Annotated in this window: 16 protein-coding genes and 7 pseudogenes; 18 read left to right on the plus strand and 5 right to left on the minus strand. The window is 60.9% G+C overall.

All coding sequences use genetic code 11. The annotated features are described in order from the left end of the window. The first annotated feature begins 1 nt into the window (after position 1). From OKW44_RS06455 to OKW44_RS06510, 12 genes and pseudogenes are all read left to right on the plus strand, one after another. The gene (locus OKW44_RS06455; protein ID WP_018420933.1) at positions 2-925 is read left to right on the plus strand and encodes a LysR family transcriptional regulator; all 924 of its coding nucleotides are present in this window, start codon (positions 2-4) and stop codon (positions 923-925) included. Continuing rightward, on the plus strand, positions 922-1,887 hold the full coding sequence (locus tag OKW44_RS06460; protein WP_018420932.1) for a LysR substrate-binding domain-containing protein: 966 nt from the start codon (positions 922-924) through the stop codon (positions 1,885-1,887). Before OKW44_RS06455 ends, OKW44_RS06460 begins: the two co-directional genes overlap by 4 nt. Before the next feature lie 104 nt (positions 1,888-1,991). Beyond that, positions 1,992-3,002 carry an ornithine cyclodeaminase family protein gene (locus OKW44_RS06465; RefSeq protein ID WP_026225881.1) on the plus strand — a complete coding sequence of 337 codons (1,011 nt, stop codon included), beginning with the start codon at positions 1,992-1,994 and terminating at the stop codon, positions 3,000-3,002. 35 nt (positions 3,003-3,037) lie between these two features. Further along, complete coding sequence (locus OKW44_RS06470; protein WP_429409689.1) at positions 3,038-4,075, plus strand: dihydrodipicolinate synthase family protein; 1,038 nt, start codon at positions 3,038-3,040, stop codon at positions 4,073-4,075. Beyond that, complete coding sequence (locus OKW44_RS06475; RefSeq protein WP_018420929.1) at positions 4,072-5,541, plus strand: NAD-dependent succinate-semialdehyde dehydrogenase; 1,470 nt, start codon at positions 4,072-4,074, stop codon at positions 5,539-5,541. Before OKW44_RS06470 ends, OKW44_RS06475 begins: the two co-directional genes overlap by 4 nt. Before the next feature lie 329 nt (positions 5,542-5,870). Continuing rightward, positions 5,871-6,479, plus strand: a complete 609-nt coding sequence (locus OKW44_RS06480) for a hypothetical protein (RefSeq protein ID WP_162633972.1) — start codon at positions 5,871-5,873, stop codon at positions 6,477-6,479. 200 nt (positions 6,480-6,679) lie between these two features. Next, positions 6,680-7,672 carry an IS5 family transposase gene (locus tag OKW44_RS06485; RefSeq protein WP_280785295.1) on the plus strand — a complete coding sequence of 331 codons (993 nt, stop codon included), beginning with the start codon at positions 6,680-6,682 and terminating at the stop codon, positions 7,670-7,672. A gap of 372 nt (positions 7,673-8,044) precedes the next feature. Continuing rightward, positions 8,045-8,667, plus strand: a pseudogene (locus OKW44_RS06490) (IS6 family transposase); the annotation flags it as partial. A 79-nt stretch (positions 8,668-8,746) separates the two neighbouring features. Further along, positions 8,747-9,898 carry an IS110 family RNA-guided transposase gene (locus tag OKW44_RS06495; protein ID WP_018420924.1) on the plus strand — a complete coding sequence of 384 codons (1,152 nt, stop codon included), beginning with the start codon at positions 8,747-8,749 and terminating at the stop codon, positions 9,896-9,898. Between the two features lie 444 nt (positions 9,899-10,342). After that, positions 10,343-10,570, plus strand: a pseudogene (locus OKW44_RS06500) (IS6 family transposase); the annotation flags it as partial. Positions 10,571-10,957: 387 nt separating this feature from the next. Further along, positions 10,958-11,362, plus strand: a complete 405-nt coding sequence (locus OKW44_RS06505) for a hypothetical protein (protein WP_239499120.1) — start codon at positions 10,958-10,960, stop codon at positions 11,360-11,362. Between the two features lie 52 nt (positions 11,363-11,414). Then, positions 11,415-11,696, plus strand: a complete 282-nt coding sequence (locus OKW44_RS06510) for a transposase (protein ID WP_162633971.1) — start codon at positions 11,415-11,417, stop codon at positions 11,694-11,696. A gap of 100 nt (positions 11,697-11,796) precedes the next feature. Here OKW44_RS06510 and OKW44_RS06515 read toward each other — a convergent pair whose 3' ends face one another. Continuing rightward, positions 11,797-12,453: a TetR/AcrR family transcriptional regulator gene (locus tag OKW44_RS06515; RefSeq protein WP_035470951.1), complete on the minus strand. Its 657-nt coding sequence runs from the start codon at positions 12,451-12,453 to the stop codon at positions 11,797-11,799. A gap of 183 nt (positions 12,454-12,636) precedes the next feature. Then, positions 12,637-13,064 (minus strand): annotated as a pseudogene (locus tag OKW44_RS06520) (transposase); the annotation flags it as partial. Between the two features lie 753 nt (positions 13,065-13,817). Here OKW44_RS06520 and OKW44_RS06525 point away from each other — a divergent pair. The 4 genes and pseudogenes from OKW44_RS06525 to OKW44_RS06540 form a co-directional block, all read left to right on the plus strand. Continuing rightward, positions 13,818-14,555, plus strand: coding sequence for an IS6 family transposase (locus OKW44_RS06525; protein WP_018420919.1), 738 nt, complete (start codon positions 13,818-13,820; stop codon positions 14,553-14,555). Positions 14,556-14,765: 210 nt separating this feature from the next. Next, positions 14,766-15,009: pseudogene (locus tag OKW44_RS06530) on the plus strand (hypothetical protein). Between the two features lie 102 nt (positions 15,010-15,111). Continuing rightward, positions 15,112-15,861: pseudogene (locus OKW44_RS06535) on the plus strand (IS6 family transposase). 61 nt (positions 15,862-15,922) lie between these two features. After that, a pseudogene (locus tag OKW44_RS06540) lies at positions 15,923-16,033 on the plus strand (winged helix-turn-helix domain-containing protein); the annotation flags it as partial. Between the two features lie 68 nt (positions 16,034-16,101). On the opposite strand, the gene OKW44_RS06545 reads toward OKW44_RS06540, so the two are convergent. Then, positions 16,102-16,296 carry a hypothetical protein gene (locus OKW44_RS06545; protein WP_239499119.1) on the minus strand — a complete coding sequence of 65 codons (195 nt, stop codon included), beginning with the start codon at positions 16,294-16,296 and terminating at the stop codon, positions 16,102-16,104. Positions 16,297-16,353: 57 nt separating this feature from the next. After that, positions 16,354-16,485, minus strand: coding sequence for a hypothetical protein (locus OKW44_RS06550; RefSeq protein WP_275426083.1), 132 nt, complete (start codon positions 16,483-16,485; stop codon positions 16,354-16,356). Positions 16,486-16,515: 30 nt separating this feature from the next. On the opposite strand from OKW44_RS06550, the gene OKW44_RS06555 reads away from it, so the two are divergent. Beyond that, positions 16,516-17,400: a sensor histidine kinase gene (locus tag OKW44_RS06555; protein ID WP_239499118.1), complete on the plus strand. Its 885-nt coding sequence runs from the start codon at positions 16,516-16,518 to the stop codon at positions 17,398-17,400. Between the two features lie 171 nt (positions 17,401-17,571). On the opposite strand, the pseudogene OKW44_RS06560 reads toward OKW44_RS06555, so the two are convergent. Continuing rightward, a pseudogene (locus OKW44_RS06560) lies at positions 17,572-18,243 on the minus strand (IS6 family transposase); the annotation flags it as partial. Positions 18,244-18,528: 285 nt separating this feature from the next. On the opposite strand from OKW44_RS06560, the gene OKW44_RS06565 reads away from it, so the two are divergent. After that, positions 18,529-18,771: a hypothetical protein gene (locus tag OKW44_RS06565; RefSeq protein ID WP_018420915.1), complete on the plus strand. Its 243-nt coding sequence runs from the start codon at positions 18,529-18,531 to the stop codon at positions 18,769-18,771. Positions 18,772-18,785 lie beyond the last annotated feature (14 nt).

Below are 18,785 nucleotides of genomic sequence, written 5' to 3' on the forward strand. Positions count from 1 at the left end.
CATGCGCTTTAACAAGCTCGATCTGAATCTGCTCGTCGCGCTCGACGCCTTGCTGACCGAGGAAGGCATCAGCCGGGCGGCCGAAAAAATCCACCTGAGCCAGTCCGCGATGAGCAACGCGCTGGCGCGGCTGCGCGAATATTTCGACGATGAGCTGCTGGTCCAGGTTGGCCGCAAGATGGAGCTCACGTCGCGCGCCGAGGGGCTCAAGGACGCCGTGCGCGACATTCTGGTTCGCGTCGACGCGACCATCGCCGCTCAGCCACAGTTCGTGCCGTCGCAGTCGAACCGGCTGTTCCGGCTGCTCGTATCCGACTACACGATGATGACGCTGATGCCGCACGTACTCGAGCTTGCCTATCGGCAGGCGCCCGGCGTGAGCTTCGATTTGCGGCCTCAGGTGTCGAACCCGCAACGCGTGCTTGAGCGCGGCGAAGCGGACGTGCTGATCATCCCCAAGGACTTCTGCTCGACCGAGCATCCTTCGGAAATCCTCTTCGAGGAATCATTCTGCTGCGTGCTGTGGGATCGAAGCAATCTGGCGAACGTCGACATGACAGCGGAACGCTATATGGCGGCCGGTCACGTGGTCGTCCATCCCGGCGACGGCATCGCGCTCGAGGACTGGTTCATGCAGCAGCTCGGAATGATACGGCGCGTCGAGGCAAGCACGTTCAGTTTTCTGTCGCCGGCGCACCTCGTGGTCGGCACGCATCGGATCGCGACGATGCATACCCGCCTCGCGACGCTCGCCGCGCGTTCGTTGCCGCTCGTCATTCGCTCGATGCCGGTCACGATGCCGAAGATGGAGCAATGCGTGCAATGGCATAAGCATCGAACGTGGGACCAGGGCATCGCTTGGGTACGCACGCTGCTGAAAGAGGCGGTCGTCACCATGGACGGCACGTCGAGCGCTGCGGCATGAAAACGACCGCAAACGCAAAGCGCACCGCCAGCGGGAAAGTCGAGGTGCAAGCTGCTTCCGCTGCGCCGTCCATTCTTGACCCGCGCTGGCTCCTGTTCGCGCGCGTCGCGGAACTGGGCAGTCTCAGCAAGGCCGCCATCGCGCTCGCCACTCCCCAATCGCTAGTTAGCCGAAACATTGCTCTGCTGGAGCAACAATGCGGCGAGCGGCTCTTTCGACGCACGGGACGCGGCGTCGTTCTTACAGAGTTCGGCGAGTACGTGCTTCCGCGCGTCGCGCATCTCGCTCATGAGGCGGACGCGCTTGCCGACGACATACGCAGTGCGCGAGGTCAGCCGAACGGCGAAGTGCTGGTGGGATTGCTGCCGTCGGCCGTCGATCAGCTTGCCGGTCCATTGTTCGCATCCGCAAAAAACGAGTTGCCGGGCGTCAGGCTTCACCTGGTCGAAGGCGCCAGTGCCCAACTCGAAGAGCAGCTTCACGAAGGCCGTCTCGACATGGCCGTGGTGCTACGCGACGACGAAGCGAGCATCAAGGACGCTCGCGTGCTTGCCAAAGTTCCGCTCAGTCTGGTGGGCCGCCGCGAAGATGCGGTCACCACCCGCAGCGATATACCGCTCACGGCGCTTTCCGGCATACCGCTCGTCGTGCCGGGACGTCCGCATCCCTTGCGAGGTCGTCTCGACCGTCTCGCTGCCGAGCATGCGCTAACGCTGCACGTGGCCGTCGAAGTCGATTCCGTGCGCCTGCAGTACGAAATCGTCGCAGCCGGCGGAGGCTATGCGATTGCCTCCGTGCTGCCGGGGCGACTCGATCGGCGCGTCGCGTCTTCGCGAATCGTCAGTCCCGTGCTCGAACGGTTCGTCGTGCTCGCGGACACGCCACGCCGTCCGCATACGCGCGCCACGCGCGCCGTTCGACGTTTGATCGAACGCCTCGACGCATTTGCACAGACGGCGTGATCGCTGTTATCGACAGAATGCATAACTGCTTTCGACACTGAGCAGTACACGCAAGCGGACGTGGTCCCTATAGTGCGTTGGCCATTCACGCCAAAGCGCACACCATGTCCGATACACCGCCGAACGACGCCCTGTCCCCCACACTCTTTCTGAGCGATGCCGATGTCGCGTCGCTCGCCGACTGGCCGTCGGCTGTCGCGGCGCTGGCGAGCGCATACGGCGAGCGCGCATCCGACGCGATGGTCCCGCCGCGCTCGATGGCCCGTGGAGACGGAATCTGGCTGCGCAGTCTGACGGCGATCTCGCCGGCGGGCGGCCATATGGGTGCGAAGCTGATCGCCGCGTCCCCGCGTGCGCGGCGGGCCAGCTATCTGATCTCGCTGTTCGATCAGCAGACCATGGCGCTTGCCGCGCTCATCGACGGCAATCGCGTGACGGGGTTGCGGACCGCCGCCACTGCCGTGCTTGCGATCGATCTACTCGCGCCACGCAGGCCGCTGCGCGTCGGCGTGATCGGTTCGGGCTTCGAGGCGCACGGCGCACTCGACTGCCTGGCGGCGATGCGCTCGCTCGCCAGCGTACAGGTCTTCAGTCCCAATCCGTCAAGCCGTGAGCGCTTTGCGCAGTCTTTCGCCGGCAGCATCGATGTGGTCCCGGCCGACGCGCCCGAGCGCGCCGTAAGCGAAGCCGACGTCGTCATCTGCGCCGCGCGCAGCCGCGACGAGTCGCCCGTTCTGCGCGGCGCGTGGCTGGCAGCGGGCGCCACCGTGGTATCGCTCGGCTCGACGTTGCCCGAGCAGCGCGAGGTGGACGAAGAAACAATCGCGCGCGCCGTGTGCGCGGTCGCCGACGTACCTGACGAAGTCGCTCACGATACCGGCGACGGCATCGCCGCCACGCGCGCGGGGCTTGCGCTCGACGCCAGGCTCGTCCCGCTCGCGGCACTCGTCTCGGGCGACGTGACGCCGCGGCGCTCCGAGGCCGACATCGTGCTCTACAAGTCGGTCGGCTCCGCGCTTCAGGACATCGTCATCGCGGAGATGCTGTTCGCACTCGCCAAAGCAAAGGGCTATGGCACGCCGTTGCCGGCGAGCATCATGCCGGTCGCCAAATAGCTTTCCTATCAATCGAAAATCGAAGGATCCATCTCATGGCCACATACAGGAAGACCGATGCCCGAGCGTGGGCGAAAGAACAGTTGACGGGTTGCTCCGCCGTCACGATTCCAAGCTACAGCGCCGACCTGAAGCGGCTCAATGAACGCGGCATTCGTCACGACATCGAGGTCGCGATCAAACTGGGCTTCCGCTACACGCTGCTGTGCAGTGAAGTCGCGATCACGCCCGGGGAAAACGCACAGTTCACCGCGTGGGCACGCGAGACGGCCGGCAACCGGCTCGGCCTCTTTTTTCATGCGGCGTTCGGCACGCTGGCCGAGAACATTGAAGCGGTGAAGCTCGCGGAAAAAGCAGGCGCAGACATCGTGCTGCTGTCCTATCCGCCGCAGTTCTGGCCGACGACCCAGCAGGAAATCTACGACTATACGAAGGCGTTCTGCGATGCGACCGATCTCGCGGTGATGCTGTTTCCGATCCCGCTGTGGGGCTTCGAGCGGGTGCATCCGGCCGGCATGCCGGTGGATCTGGTGCGCCGACTTCTCGACGACTGCCCCAACATCGCGGCGATCAAGTCCGAGCAAGGTTTTCCGCTGCCGGCAGGCATCTGCGAGATGTATCACCACTTCCGCGACGAAGTGGTAATCAGCTGTCCGATTGAAGGCGACGCGATTCCATTGATGAGCCTGATGAAACTCCAGTTCTCCGGCACCAGCAATGCCGCGTGGATGGGCGACTACTACCCGAAGGCTTTCGAACTCGCGCGCAGCGGCCGGTGGGAAGAAGCGATGGCGATGTACTGGAGCGTCAACCCGGCGCGCAACGCGAACGGCGCGGCGGCGCAGAGCTATGCCGGCGGTACGGGCGTGCTGAACCGCACGATGTGGAAGTACCAGGACTGGCTGGCCGGCTTCAACGGCGGCCCGTTGCGCGCGCCGGCGATGCGTGTGCCCGACCGACTGATGAAGACCCTGCGCCAGGGTCTCGTCGCGTCGGGTCTGCCCGTCACATCGGACCTGGATGCCGCGTTTATCACGGGCCGCTTTCCCCCTGCTGAGGACTCACACCGATGAAACATCAACTGAAGGATGCAGCGCTGTGGCGGGACGCCGCGTTCATTGCCGGCGAATGGGTGCAGGAAACGCCGCACGGCCGGTATGCGGTGCGCAATCCAGCCGACCACTCGGTGCTCGTGGAACTGCCGCGTTGCCGCGAGGCCGAAGTGCGCCGTGCGATCGACGCCGCACACGAGACCTTCGGCACATGGCGCCGCGCCACCGCGAAACATCGTGGAGAAGTGCTGCGCCGCTGGTATGAATTGATGATCGAGAATCGCGAGGATCTCGCCACGCTGATCACACTCGAGGAAGGCAAGCCTCTCGCCGAAGCGCGCGGCGAAATCGACTACGCGGCCTCGTTCCTGCGCTGGTTCGCCGAGGAGCCGACGCGCGTGCGCGGCGACGTGATCGCGGGCGTCAAGGAAACGCAGCGCATCGTCACGCTGCGCGAACCGGTTGGCGTATGCGCTGCCATCACGCCGTGGAATTTTCCGGCCGCCATGATCACGCGCAAGGCCGGTCCAGCGCTTGCCGCGGGCTGCACGATCGTCGTCAAGCCCGCGAGCCAGACGCCGCTGACCGCGCTGGCGCTCGCCGAACTGGCGCGGCGCGCCGGCGTGCCGCCCGGTGCCTTCAGTGTGATCACCGGCAACGATACGCGCGCGATCAGCGCTGAACTGACGGGAAACCAAGTCGTGCGCAAACTGACGTTCACGGGTTCGACCGAAGTCGGCCGCGTGCTGCTCGCGCAGGCGGCGCAGACCGTGAAGAAGTGCTCGATGGAACTGGGCGGCAACGCGCCCTTCATTGTTTTCGACGATGCCGATCTCGACGCCGCCGCCGACGGCGTGGTGGCGGCCAAATTCCGCAACACGGGCCAGGCTTGCATCAGCGCCAATCGTGTGCTGGTTCAGTCTGATATCTACGACGCGCTGGCGAGGCGAGTCGTCGAGCGCGTTGCGCGCCTGCACGTGGGCAATGGCCTCGACCCCGACATCCAACTCGGCCCTTTGATCGACGAGGCAGCGGTGTTGAAAGTCGAAGAGCACATCGCCGATGCGCTCAGCAAAGGCGCCAGACTCCTGCATGGAGGCAAGCGTCATGCGCTGGGAGGATTCTTTCTCGAGCCCACCGTGCTCGCGGACGTCACGCGCGAGATGCTGATTGCGCGCGACGAGACCTTCGGTCCGGTGGCGCCGCTCTTTCGCTTTCACACCGACGATCAGGCGCTCGCCATGGCCAACGACACCGAGTACGGGCTCGCGGCCTACCTGTATAGCCGTGACGCGGCCCGCATCTGGCGCACTGCGTCGCGAATCGAAGCGGGCATGGTGGGCATTAACAGCGGCCTGATCTCCAACGAGGTGGCGCCGTTCGGCGGTGTGAAGCAGAGCGGTCTTGGGCGCGAAGGCTCGCATCTTGGCATCGACGAGTTTCTTGAGGTCAAGTACCTCTGCTGGGAGGGGCTCCACGTTCATTGATCCCGTCCGTGCGCCGCGCCTCCGCAATTATTACTCCGCGTTCCCCTTCATTGCTGATACCGGCGTTGAGGGGCGGATACGACGCGTAATATGTCATCGAGGAAATTGCCCCGAACGCCGCGGCTGCGCACGACAACGATACAAGCGCCGCGCAAACCCACGGACGTGCCCGATACACACGAATCGATAAGCACCCCTATCGCGTCGATTATAAATTTCAAAGTTGAATTTCGCGGATGCTTGCAGCCTTCTTGCCGCGACTCAACACTTACCGACCAGAAAAGTCACTCTGGATCTGCAACACTCGGTGTACTGTGAAATGAAAGTCGTTGATCCTGTTGTTGGAGATCGTTAATTTTGCTAGCGGAGTCGGCTGTCGGATCACCGCCACGTCTGCGTCGTTTAGCAAAAAGCATCCGAAGCAGTACGGCGCACAGCGGCGATCGGTGAGCCAGCCCGGTGGCGTCTGTATGCGGCTCAACCTGTCGTCATCAAGACGCGCGAGCGTTGCAAATGCTTCCAACGCTGAATGCGAAATCGCCGGGAAAAGTATCCAGCCCGCCGTTCCCAGCACAGGCATCTCCTTGGAAACGCGGACCTTTGTTCCGCTAGCGCAAGGTGTGGACGTGGCTAGCAGAATTAACGAACATCAACAGCATTGTCCATTGTTACCAATAAATAATCGGCAATTTGTTGACTCGGCCAACAGCGGTGGCCCTGTTCTCGACGATCACGGTAGGGTCTTCGGTATCAATGTCATGAGCCATGAACCCGACACCGACATCTCGGATGTTGCGAAGGTGCGGGACATTTTCGACCCGCCTCTGCCGATCGAATTTGTTGTCGGGCAACCGGAGCAGTCGTCCTTGCGATCTCTCGCAGCGCGGGGTTTCGCGAGCGTCGACGGCGTCCGGATGGCAGCGCCGTTCGCGTCGTGACGAATCTCCGGCCCGTCGCGTGAGGCGGCAGCACTTTCGCGCTGCAGTGCGGCTGGCTGGAAGGTGCGCCGACCCCGCAGCGACGTCCGCGTGACGCGTCGACTGATTGCTAGGGAAGCGCTGATTTATTCAGCTCGGTGGTCATCGTTGGCGTAGCTGAGGACGTTATAGAAGGCAACTCACGGAACAGACTCACGATGATGAAGAGGCAGATCGGCTTCGCCGAAGCGGAAATTGCAGGCAAGAAGCGAGTGACGAGGCGCCAACGCTTCCTCGCCGAGATGGAGAAGGTCGTTCCGTGGCAGCGCTTGCTGCCGGCAATCGAGCCACACTATCCGAAGGGCACGCGAGGCCGCCCGCCGATTGGCCTGGAGCGAATGCTGCGAATCTACTTCCTGCAACAGTGGTACGGGCTGTCGGACGAAGGACTGGAAGACGCGCTGTATGACAGCATCGCGCTGCGAGCCTTCGCCGGCATCGATCTGGCAGTTGAGAACGTGCCTGATGCGACCACGCTGTTGAAATTCCGGCGCCTGCTGATCGAACACGAACTGACACGGAAGTTGTTCGACGAAATTGGCATCTCGCTGTGCGAGCGTGGGCTGATGATGAAGGAAGGCACGCTGGTTGACGCAACGATCATTGAAGCGCCGCCGTCGACCAAGAACGCCGGGAAGAGTCGTGACCCGGAAATGCATCAGACGAAGAAGGGAAACGAATGGCACTTTGGAATGAAAGCCCACATTGGCGTCGATGCCGATTCGGGCCTGATCCACAGTGTGGTTGGCACATCGGCCAACGTGTCGGATGTATCGCAAGCGCATGCCCTGCTGCACGGACATGAAGAGCAGGCGTTCGCCGACGCGGGCTACATTGGCGTAGACAAGCGCGAGGAAATGGCGGGCAAGACCGTGAAGTGGCACGTCGCTGCCAAGCGGGGAAAGATCAAGGCGATGCAGGACGGGGCGCTGAAGAACCTGGTGATCGCGGTCGAGCGAACCAAGGCGCAGATCCGGTCGCGGGTTGAGCATCCATTCCATATCGTCAAGAACCTGTTTCACCATCGCAAGACGCGATACAAGGGCTTGGCCAAGAACACCGCGCAACTGTTCAGCCTGTTCGCTCTTGCGAATCTGGTGATTGCGCGAAATCTGTCGCAATCGGTCCATGGGAGCAATCCGTCATGCGTATAAAAAATGCGAGCAGGGAGCCTCGTTTGCGCGTCCAATTCACCGAGTTGAGCATCGATTCGCTTCGTCATCCGGAAAATTCGACGGCATCTCGTCTGCAACTTGGGCAGTTGGTCCATTGATCAGCGCTTCCCTAGCTCCGCGACGTGCAGCTCGGTATTTATGATTACGGTTAGGACAAGCTACGAACACGAACCGCGACCGCCCTCGCCGCGACCGCAAATGAAGGGGTGGAAAGCTCCAACTTTCCACCCCTTCACGGCGCGTGACCCGTTCGTCCATGAACTTCGCCGGCTGTCTCCTGAAAATTCGAGCGACGCCGCAGCTAACGTCAACGAATGCAGGCCGTGGATGCCCAAGCTGAGCGTCTTCTTGATGCGATTTTGTACGAGAGACGACAACGTGAATGGGCTATTAAGAAAGGTGCTGAAGCCGTTGCACTATCCGCTCGAGATAATGTTGGTGTGCGTGCGTTGGTACGTGGCCTACCCGCTGAGCTTGCGCAATCTCGAGGAGATGATGGCCGAACGCGGGATCGCGGTCGATCATGCGACCGTTCACCGGTGGGGCATGAAGCTTCTGCCGGTGCTTGAAAACGCGTTCCGCCGCTGCAAGCGCCCGGTCGGCAAGAGCTGGCGTGTCGACGAGACCTACATCAAAGTCAAGGGGCAATGGACCGATCTGTACCGCGTCGTCGACAAGGCCGGCAACACGGTTGACTTCCTGCTGCGAACCAGGCGGGACAAGGAAGCGGCCCGACGGTACTTCGAGAAGGCCATCTATCAGAATGGCGTGCCCGAAACCGTGCCCCTGCTGATCGTTGACGACTTCGCGCTCAAACCGCTGCGCGCACCACACGACGAAGACTTCCACGACCTGGTGGCGGCCAGGTATGAGCGGGCGGCTACCCGGCCGCGAAAACAGAGATACCTGAGCTGGCGAATGTGAAGCACGTTTTCGTCAAGGCCTGCGCGCGCGTGAACAACCGCGCTGAAAACAGATCCTATGAAGCGTCCAAGTCGTCGACTGGCTAACGCCTAAAATCGGCGTACCGAGATTTGCTCACCGGAGAGCATCATGCGTACAGATCAGGGATACACGCGTACTGAGGAACCGGCGCTGGCGGTGTCACTCGAACTCGCCGCGGCGAAGTGGAAGGTAGCGTTGCACGACGGGCAGCGGGAGCAGCCGGCAGTGTACACCGTAGCGCAACCGCAAGCCCCCGCGCGCCTACAGGCCGTGCTGGAAGTGATCGAACAACAGAAGCTGAAGTGGTCGCTGCCCGCGGGCGTGCACCTTGTCGTGAGTTATGAAGCCGGCCAGGACGCGTTCTGGATCTATCGGGCGCTACGGGCACGCGGTATTGAGTGTCATGTGGTCGATCCAGCGAGCATTCCGGTCGAGCGCCACAAGCGGCGTGCCAAGACTGACCGGCTTGATGTAATCAGGCTGGTGGCCAGCCTGCGCGCGTGGCTGCGCGGCGAGCGCGACCGCATGCACGTGGTGCACGTGCCGTCACTGCAGGACGAAGCGTCCCGCCATCTGATGCGCGACCGAGGGGAACTGCAGAAGGAGGTGCTACAGCATCGTGACCGGATGCGCAAACTGCTTGTCACGCTCGGCTGCTGGGATGAGGTTGACCACAAGGCCTTCGCCGCCCGCCTCGCCCGTGACCAGGTGCGGTGTCACGACGGTGCGCCACTGCCGCGCGAGCTGCGGGAGCGGCTGCTGCGCGAGTGCGAACGGCTGGCGCTGGCCGTGCAGCAACTCGCGGCACTCGAGAAAACGCAACACGCTGGCCTGCCCGCACCCGCACGCGAAAGGATCGATCTTCTGACGCAGCTAAATGGCATTGGCCCGGTGGGTGGCTCGCGTCTGGCGCTCGAGCTGTTCTGGCGGGACTTCCATAACCGGCGCGAAGTTGGGGCCTGCGTAGGGCTGGTTCCACAACCCTACGACAGTGGCGAGAGCCAGGTGGACCAGGGGATCAGCAGGCAGGGCAACCGTCGCGTGCGCGCACTGCTGATTGAGATAGCGTGGTGCTGGATCCGTTACCAGCCTGGCAGTGCACTGACGCAGTGGTTCAACCAGCGCACGCAAGGCACGGGACCGAATCGCCGCGTGCGGCGCATTGCGATCGTCGCAGTAGCACGACGCCTCGCGATCGCGCTGTGGCGCTACTTGAAGGACGGCGTGATACCCGAAGGCGCACAACTGAAGTCAGTCTGAGCCCGAAAGGTATCGCGACAACGCAATCAAGGGAGGAACGATACCTGTCGATAGAGAGTTTGAAGTGAACATGCCCGTGTTGATGGCGGGTTGCTAACGCGACCGATTAAACAGATGGGGCATGCTCCCGGAACAGGTTCCGGCGTAACGCGCATAAAGGATGAGGCTGGCCATACGCCAGCGGATAGAAGTTGGTGAGACGTTGCTGTCTTACGCGCGCGATAAGCGGCTTCAGGCTAACGACGTCGACCGGCCTGTAGCCATGGTTGAAGTTGAGGGCGGTGGGAATCCGCCGGACTGCCGCGAAAATGCGGCTTGTATGGCGGCGAGCGCCATCACCCGCGCTTGCCGCCATACGCCAGCATGTCACCACTTTGCAGCGAGGAGAAAGAGACTTGACCTATCCTTTGTAAGCCAGTTCGCAAATGGCCTTGACAACTTTCTGCTCATGGAAGCCATCAACCCACGCGTGAACGCGAGCGCCGGATGCGAGGGTTTTGCTTGCCCGAACGCACGCAGTCATTCCAGTCATGCTTCGGTCCGATCCGCCAGCACTTCGCGCTCAAGCGTCATCTGCTACGCGCCTCGCTCTATCGCAAACAGCTCGCCGCGCGATTTGAAGCCTGGCGTCTCTTCACTGGCATTGCCCAAGCTCCGTCCACCGTGTTCTGAGACACGACTGTCCGTGCCGATATCTCGTCACGGGGACCGTAACGTGACAACGCCAATGGGGTCGACTGGTTCAATCATCGGCGACTGCTCGCGCCGATCGGCAACGTTCCACCTGCCGAGGCGGAAGCCGCTTATTATGCAAAACTCGCTGGGTCTGTCATCGCGGCATGACTCAAGCAAAACAGTCTCCGGGATTCCCGGGGCGCTTCATAACCCTTGAAATGATCGGCGTCGTAGTCGGCTACCGCAGCTACATGGCTGGATCGCACTGCCGCATAAATTAGTGACCCTTATGTTAAGTGCTTTCGCCTGCGCGCCCTTCAACAAGTCGACAATACTACGAAGAGTGCGACTACCCCATAAGGATTCCCTTACCGGAAATTCAGCATGGATCCCCCTTATTTTCTTGATCTCCTGACAGCAACACGAAAACTGGTCGCATACGATGAATGCACGTCGATCGTCCTTTATCTGAGTGTTGCCATGGTTCCCTATTTGTCTCAGAGAGAAGATTCGATCGAGCATATCAATGCAATGTGCTTACACCTCTTCAATTTGTGGTGCGAAACGAGAAGCGTCGTGCCGCTGACGTATCTATTAAGAGCCTGGCCGCTGATGAACAGCGATCCCGAGACTCTCCGGCGTCTTGGAACCGCATTACGCGACCTCAGACGGCAACATCTGCACGATTCCAACGATGCCTCGTTTCAGGAAAGCTGCGAGCTATCGGATTGTGTCGAGGAATTGCTTGCTCCGTCGTCCCCGTCAACGTGGGTGATGAGCGGCTGGTAGCGCGAGCGAAGATACCCTGCCCGCGCAATGCAATGGGTATGTGGAGGACAGCGTGCATTTCAACGAAATCAGTGACGAAGAGTGGCTGCTGATCGCGCCCGTCCTGGCGGACACCCCCATTCCTCAACGGCAGCGTGGCCGGCCGCGCGCACAGGTTCGCGTCGTGGCCAATGCCGTGCTGTGGGTACTGACGACCGGCAAATCCTGGTCTATGCTCCCGAGCCACTATCCGTCGGCGCCGACGTGCCGGCACCGGTTCGAGACGTGGCGTTCGAGCGGCGCCCTTGCGGAGATGTGCCGGCTTCTTTCGAACACCGGACGCAAGTTTCATTGAGAAAAGCTCCGTTCATCGCACTACTGCGACGCGAACACTTTAATCTGACAACGCCCGCGGATCCAATACGCCACGGGGTGGCTGTCCAACGTCCCTCGACTCAGTCGGGCATGCCCGCCAGATGATCGGCCAAAGGTATTTCGTGCGGCGATGCCCACAATCCACATGAAAAAAATCCGGTAAGCACTGTTTGCACCATCTTGTCGCTCATCAATTGCGGATCGCACATTCTAAAAAGCTGCACACCATCGCACAGGCTCATCAATCCAAGCGCGAGAGCATCGGTGTGGCGCGCCATCGGGGCGCCATCGCACTCCGAAATCCTACGGATGTACGCGCTAATCTGTTCGAGCTTTTCTTGCCGGAAGGCATTGATGCGCTGCTGAAGCGCGGTGTCTCGGAACGCCAGTAATTTGGCCTCGACCCACAGCGGAAAGCAATCGTTCTCAAGAAAAGAACGGCTGTAGTGCGCGACGGCGCGCTCCTTCATTTCCTCGGGCGTGCCACGCTCCTTCATGATCTGCTGAAGATTCGCTAGCGCCCTATCGTCATCGCGGCGCAGTAGCTCGATCAGCAGTTCGAGTTTTCCGCCGAAATTTGAATAGAACGCGCCGCGCGTATAGCCAGCCGCTTCAGCGATTTCCTCCACGCTTGTTGCGGCCAGTCCCTTTTCAATGAACATCCTCCGTGCAGCCTCGAACAGGAACTCTCGAGTCTTTTCTCTGCGCTGCGAGTGTGTCAGGCGTTCGCGCTTCATGGCATAGCGTACCGGTCAGGCGCCATCTGCGTTGCCGCCAATCGGCGCGCATGTCAGCGGACGCGTTTCGAAATGGTTCGGTCAAAAGGAGTATCGGACCCATAGTCCGGTCTAAGTGACGCTGGACTCTGAGTGATCGCTATGCGAAGTAGTACCTATGTTCCCAGTTCGTGGAATTGATCGGCGGCGTGCGAGATTCGAGCGCGACACACCTAGGACTTCACAGACCGGCTTCATCGGTCGTCGCCTACCCCCCCGGCAGCAATGGTGGGCGCGCAATTTTTTGGCCGACCACACTCCGCTGCTTCGCGGAGGATTTCCACTTCCATTGTCTTTTGGCCCAGCAGTCGCTGCAGTTCACGAATCCGCTTCATGGCTTCGGCGAAGTCCGTTGCCGGCACCACCTGCTCACGTGCACTCACTGCGGTCAGGCTGCCGTCCCGATAGAGCTTGCGCCACGCAAACACCTGGTTCGCATTTACCTGATGACGACGCGCTACGCCAGAAACGGTGGCTCCGGGTTCGAACGTTTCACGCACAATCGCCAGTTTCTCTTCAACCGAGCGGCGTCGGCGCCGCTCCGGCTGGGTCAGAACCTCAACGGGTTCCATCTTGTTAGTGGTAGGCTTAAACATAGGCGGAAGACTAACGCAAGCTGAGCGGAAAGGCGACGTACCGCGGAACACAGGCCAGAGACACCTCCAGCGGACAGTGCGACCGTTCCCGTCACCGAGTAGAGGCGTTCGCGATTGCTTCAGCAAACAGCAGTGTGGAACTGGTACGCAGCAAAGCGGCGAGCACAGTCGTAGAAAAGTATTGGTTCATGGTGATAGCTCCGGCTACGCGACCCATCGCGTAAGTTGCTACAGTACAGCGAATCTTCGTATGATGGATTACAGCCGCAAAACAATCGCATGAAGAATTGTTCACGTACAATGGGTTAGAACAGACGTTGTAAACTGCTGCGGAGACCTTATAGTCAGCCACCATTTACATGATTCTGCCCGCCTTGTTAAATCAGTACTCTTCTTAGTGCCACTGACCGGAAATCGACGGATACTGTTTGCAAGGACTTCCCCCGAGAGTCAAGAGCGGGCTTTGATCTTTTTTCGATGCGCACAGAGACTGGATGCCTACTTGCAGGTGGGCCTGTTGGCGTAGTCATTTCACTGTCCTCAAGTCGGCTGCCGCTGTCGTGTCGAAAGCAATACCAGGAACAGACTGCGTCTTTGCAAACGGCCTTGTTGCCCGAAACGTATCGGGCGGGCACGATATGAGCCGGCCGGGAGAACCCTATTTGAAAACCGGCGAACAGGCATGAGGGCGTTGTCACGTTCGCGGGGCCGGTCGACTAAGATGTCGTGATGAAAAAGACGATATCGCTCTATTACGGTCACAGGTTCCCGGCGTCAATCATCAGCCACGCCGTTCGGTGGTATTTTCGCTTCCAGCTCAGCCTGCGCGACACCGAGGAGTTGCTGTTCGAGCGTGGCGTGGTCGTCAGCCATGAATCGATCCGCAGGTGGGCCGATAAGTTCGGTGCCGGCTTCGCGCATCGCGTCAAGGCTGCGCGGCGCCAGCCGGGCGGCACCTGGCATCTTGACGAGATGTTCGTGACATTGCGCGGCGAGCCTTATGTGCTGTGGCGCGCGGTCGACCGGCACGGCATCGAACTCGACATCCTCCGGCAAAAGCGCCGCGACAAGGCGGCGGCCAAACGCTTCTTCAAACGTGTACTGGCGGCCTGTCATAAGGTGCCGAAGAAAATCGTCACCGACCAACTGCGCAGTTACCCCGCGGCAAAGGCCGAAATCCCGGAACTCGCGAACGTAAAGCATGTGTTCGTCAAGGCGGCTGCCCGCGTCAACAACCGTGCAGAGAACGGCCATCAGCCGACGCGTGAACGCGAGCGACGCATGAGAGGGTTCCGGCTATCCGAACGCACGCAGGTCTTCCTCTCGTGCTTCGGGCCAATCCGGCAACACTTTGCGCTCAAGCGTCATTTGCTTCGCGCTTCGCTTTATTGCAAGCAGCTCGCCGCGCGGTTTGTCGCATGGCGCGAATTCACCGAGACTGCCCAGAATCCCTCTGCAGTCTTCTGAGTGATTGACTCACCTGCCCATAATTCGCCGGGTAATCGGTAATGTGACAACGCCGTGAAAACCCTTGTATGCCATTCTTCATGCTGCTCGCGGTTTAGGAAATCCTGACGGCCGAAATCAGCGCTTCCTGATATGACATTCCGCCAAAGCCGATTGGTCGCGCACACCGATCGCCATAGCATCGATTCATCGTGCATCGCGGGGAAAGTCATGGCGGGCGACAGATCGCTGCGTTCTCAGGTCGAAAAACTGATTGGCTCGACGCGTGACCAAGCGGCGCGCGTGCGCCTGCTGGAGCGCACCCGCTCGGGCGGCACCTGCCGCGTGTGCATTCAGATCGACCGGCCGACCGGGACGTTTTCACTTTTCTTTTTTTCGCCATGCCGACGGCACGTGGCACGTGTTTCCGCCGGGCCAGCGCCGTCTGGCGGGGATAAGCCGCAAAGCGGCCTGACCGTTCAGCAAGCCGAGGGAGACGCCCATGCTCGATGACGCTTCAAACACAGTGCCGCAGGTATTGTCAAGTTGGCGCCGGGGTCGACGAATATAATGGGGCATGAAGAAAGCTTCCGTTTCCGTTTTGCTGTCGTCGGAGGCGCCGATTCGTTCAAGGGCTATTGATTTCCGCCGGACATCATCAGCTACGCGGTGTGGCTGTATTACTGGTTCCCGCTCAGCCTGCGCATGGTTGAGGAGATGCTGGCGGCACGGGGAATCGAGCTTACGTACGAAACGGTGCGGTGCTGGGCGACGAAGTTCGGTCTGGCGGTCGCGAAGCGTATCCGTTCGACAGCCCCGGGTCGCGGCGACAAGTGGCACCTGGATGAGATGGTCGTGACGATCCACGGCAGGAAGCATTGGCTGTGGCGGGCTGTCGATCAGCACGGCGCAGTGCTCGATGTGCTGGTGCAGAGCCGCCGCGACAAGGCGGCGGCCAAACGGCTGATGCGCAAGCTGCTCAGGCGCCACGGCTGCCCACGCGTGATCGTCACGGACCAGCTGCGCAGCTACGCGGCGGCGAACAACGAACTGGGCGTGAACGTCGACCATCGGCAACACAAAGGACTCAACAAACCGGGCGGAGAATTCCCACCAGCCCACACGTGTGCGCGAGAAGGTGATGCGCCGCTTCAAGTCGGCGCGCCATCTACAACGATTCACGTCGGTCCATGCTCAGGTAAGCAACCTGTTCATGCACTGCCGCTACAGCGCGAACACGCAACAGAAACGGCAGGCCCGCAAGCATGCGTTCAAGGCGTGGGAAACCGTAACGGGCAATCCGATGCTGGATCGCATCGCCGCATAAATTAGTGATCCTTATGTTGAGTGATTTCGCCTGCGCGCCCTTCAACAAGCTGACAATAGCGACCAACGTGATCGACGTGCACATCAGCCGTCTGAGAAAGAAGCTCGACCCGGACGGCACGGCTCCGATGATCGATACCGTGCGCGGTTCGGGGTATATGCTATGCGCCTGACTGAACTGCACCGCACCACCGGCTATCGCCTCGCCATGCTGTTTCTGGTGTTGTTCGGCGTGATCGCGCTACTGCTGTTCGGTCACCTGTACCGGGAGATCACCGGCTTCGAACAGGAACGCATCGACGACTGGCTGCTTCGCGAGCACGCGGAGTTGAAACGCGAAGCGCCGGATGAACTGGTCGCGCGATTCGAACATCAAAACCAGTTCGATCCGCGCCGTCAGCGCCCCTTCGGCCTTTTCGAAGCCAGCGGCAAACACCTTGCCGGTGGCTATCCGGGCGGTCAGCCGGCGATCCCCGTCTTTGACCAGCCGTTTTCAATACGACTCGCAAATCTGCCCGGCCAACCGCCTGGCCGATGCATCGCTGCGCACGTGCCCGATAACCGCATCGCTTTGCAATGCCGGAACACCCTCGAGCTCGACCACTTCGACGACGAACTGCTGCATGCGCTGCTCTCCACCGCCATGATCGCGCTCGTGATCGGCCTGATCGGGGCGACCCTGATTGGCATCTCCGCGATGCGGCGGCTCGATGCGGTGACCGCGTCGATCGAGGAAATCGTCGCTGGCAATCTCAGCAGGCGTTTGCCGGTGCATTCGAAACGCGACGACGTGGATCGTCTGGTCGGCGTCGTGAACAGGATGCTCGACGAGATCGAGCGGCTGATGAACGAGGTCAAAGGTGTGTGCGATGCGATTGCGCACGATCTGCGCACGCCGCTCACGCGGATGCTCGGTGGACTCGAACGTGCGCGACGGCGCGCCAGAACCGAAGCAGAGTATCGCGCGGCAATTGATGAAACCATCGCGGAAACTACCGGCCTGCTACGCACTTTCAACGCACTGCTGCGGATTTCGGAAATAGAAAGCGGCGTGCGCCGCGCCGGCTTCACCGCGGTCGATCTGGCCGCCGTCGCCGACGACGTGTTCGAATTCTACGAACCGACTGCCGAACACAGGCAGATTGTATTTAGACTGGAGCGCGCCGTGTCCGGGCCGTTGGAGATCCGGGGCGATCCGAACCTGCTGTTCGAGGCGCTTGCGAATCTGGTCGGAAACGCCATCAAGTTTGCACCGGATGGCGGAGCCGTGCATATCACGCTGTGGCAAGATACAAGAGGCACCGGCGTCACTGTCAAGGACGATGGACCAGGCATCGCACGGGCCGAGCGCGCTGCCGTCCTGCGCCGCTTCTATCGTGGCGAGGCCAGCCGTCGGACGCCCGGCAGCGGCCTGGGGCTCAGCCTTGTCGCCGCCGTGGCCGGCATGCACGGCATGACTCTGGAGTTCCACGACGCGGACGTCGGTTGCGAGATCAGTCTGTTCAAACCCGCGCAAGCTCAACTGGCAGATAGCCGATGATCGATCGGTAACTGCCGGTCATCGACCTCGCTCCTTCAGGCTCTCCCGGGCCCAACCCTTCATATAGCCCTGGATGGTATTGTCACGTTGTTGATGTGCGGCCGAACGAAACCGCGGCGCGCGAGGATGATGAACCCACGCGGCGAGACGTCCGAGCATCGAGACGCACGTCACCCTCTCCCAAGCCTCGAAGGCTTGGGTGCGTACCTCTCGCTTCTGTTGCGCATTCGTGTGATATCGGTAGTGCATGAACAGGTTGCCCACCTGATCATGGACCGAAGTGAATCGTCGCAGTTGACGCACTGACTTGAAGCGGCGCATCACTTTCTCGTGTACCCGCGTTGGCTGGTGCGAGTTCTCCGCCCGGTTGTTCAATCCTTTGTGCTGGCGGTGTTCGACGTTCAGCCCCAAATCCCTGTTGCCTGCGGCGTAGCTCTTGAGATTGTCGGTGATCGGTACACGCGGGGCGCGCCCGTGTTTCTTGAGCAGGTTGCGCATGAGCCGCTTGGCCGCACACCTGTCGCGCCGGCTTTGCACCAGCACATCGAGCACCGTGCCGTGCTGGTCCACTGCACGCCACAACCAGTGCTTCTCGCCGTTGATGGTGACCACCACTTCGTCGAGGTGCCACTTATCGCCGCGGGCCAACGCGGTAGAGCGAATATGCCGGGCAATGCCCAGGCCAAACCTCACCGACCAGCGCCGCACCGTCTCGTAGGTCAGATCGATGCCGCGCGCGGCCAGCAGTTCTTCGACCATGCGCAGGCTTAATGGGAAACGGTAGTACAACCACACCGCGTAGCCGATCACGTCGGGCGGGAATCGGTAGCCGGCATAGGAAATGGTGTCGGTGGCAGGTGCGTCGTGCTGCAGGGCGGCTCGTTTTTCATATCAGAGATTGTCGCCGGATCTCCGTCAACCTGCCAACAACGTGACAGTACCTAACGGACAATCCGATGCTGGATCGCATTGCCGCATAAATTAGTGATCCTTATGTTAAGTGCTTTCGCCTGCGCGCCCTTCAACAAGTTGATAATCATTGAAAGGCCTCCTGGCCGCCCCAGAAAAGGGGCGGCCAGGGTCTAGAGTTGAGATGCAGTCCTCAACTGACCCTTTCAGGAGGCTGAAATGAAGTATAGCGGCATCGGTCTGCACTCGAACAACGCCGTAGTCGCCGTCATTGACGACCGGGACCGGGTGCTGTACTGCAAGCGGCTGACCAATGATCTCCAACTCATAGTGGCCGCGCTGGAGCCCCATCGGGGTGAACTGCAGGGAGTGGTCGTGGAATCAACGTTTTATGGACGCCCCGGAATTATGCTCGGTTTGTCGCTGAGGACAACGGAGCGCGCGGCGTGGGTGCCGATATGAATCGAAGTACGGGA

This window comes from Paraburkholderia lebeckiae (genome assembly GCF_050436325.1).
Taxonomy (GTDB): domain Bacteria; phylum Pseudomonadota; class Gammaproteobacteria; order Burkholderiales; family Burkholderiaceae; genus Paraburkholderia; species Paraburkholderia tuberum.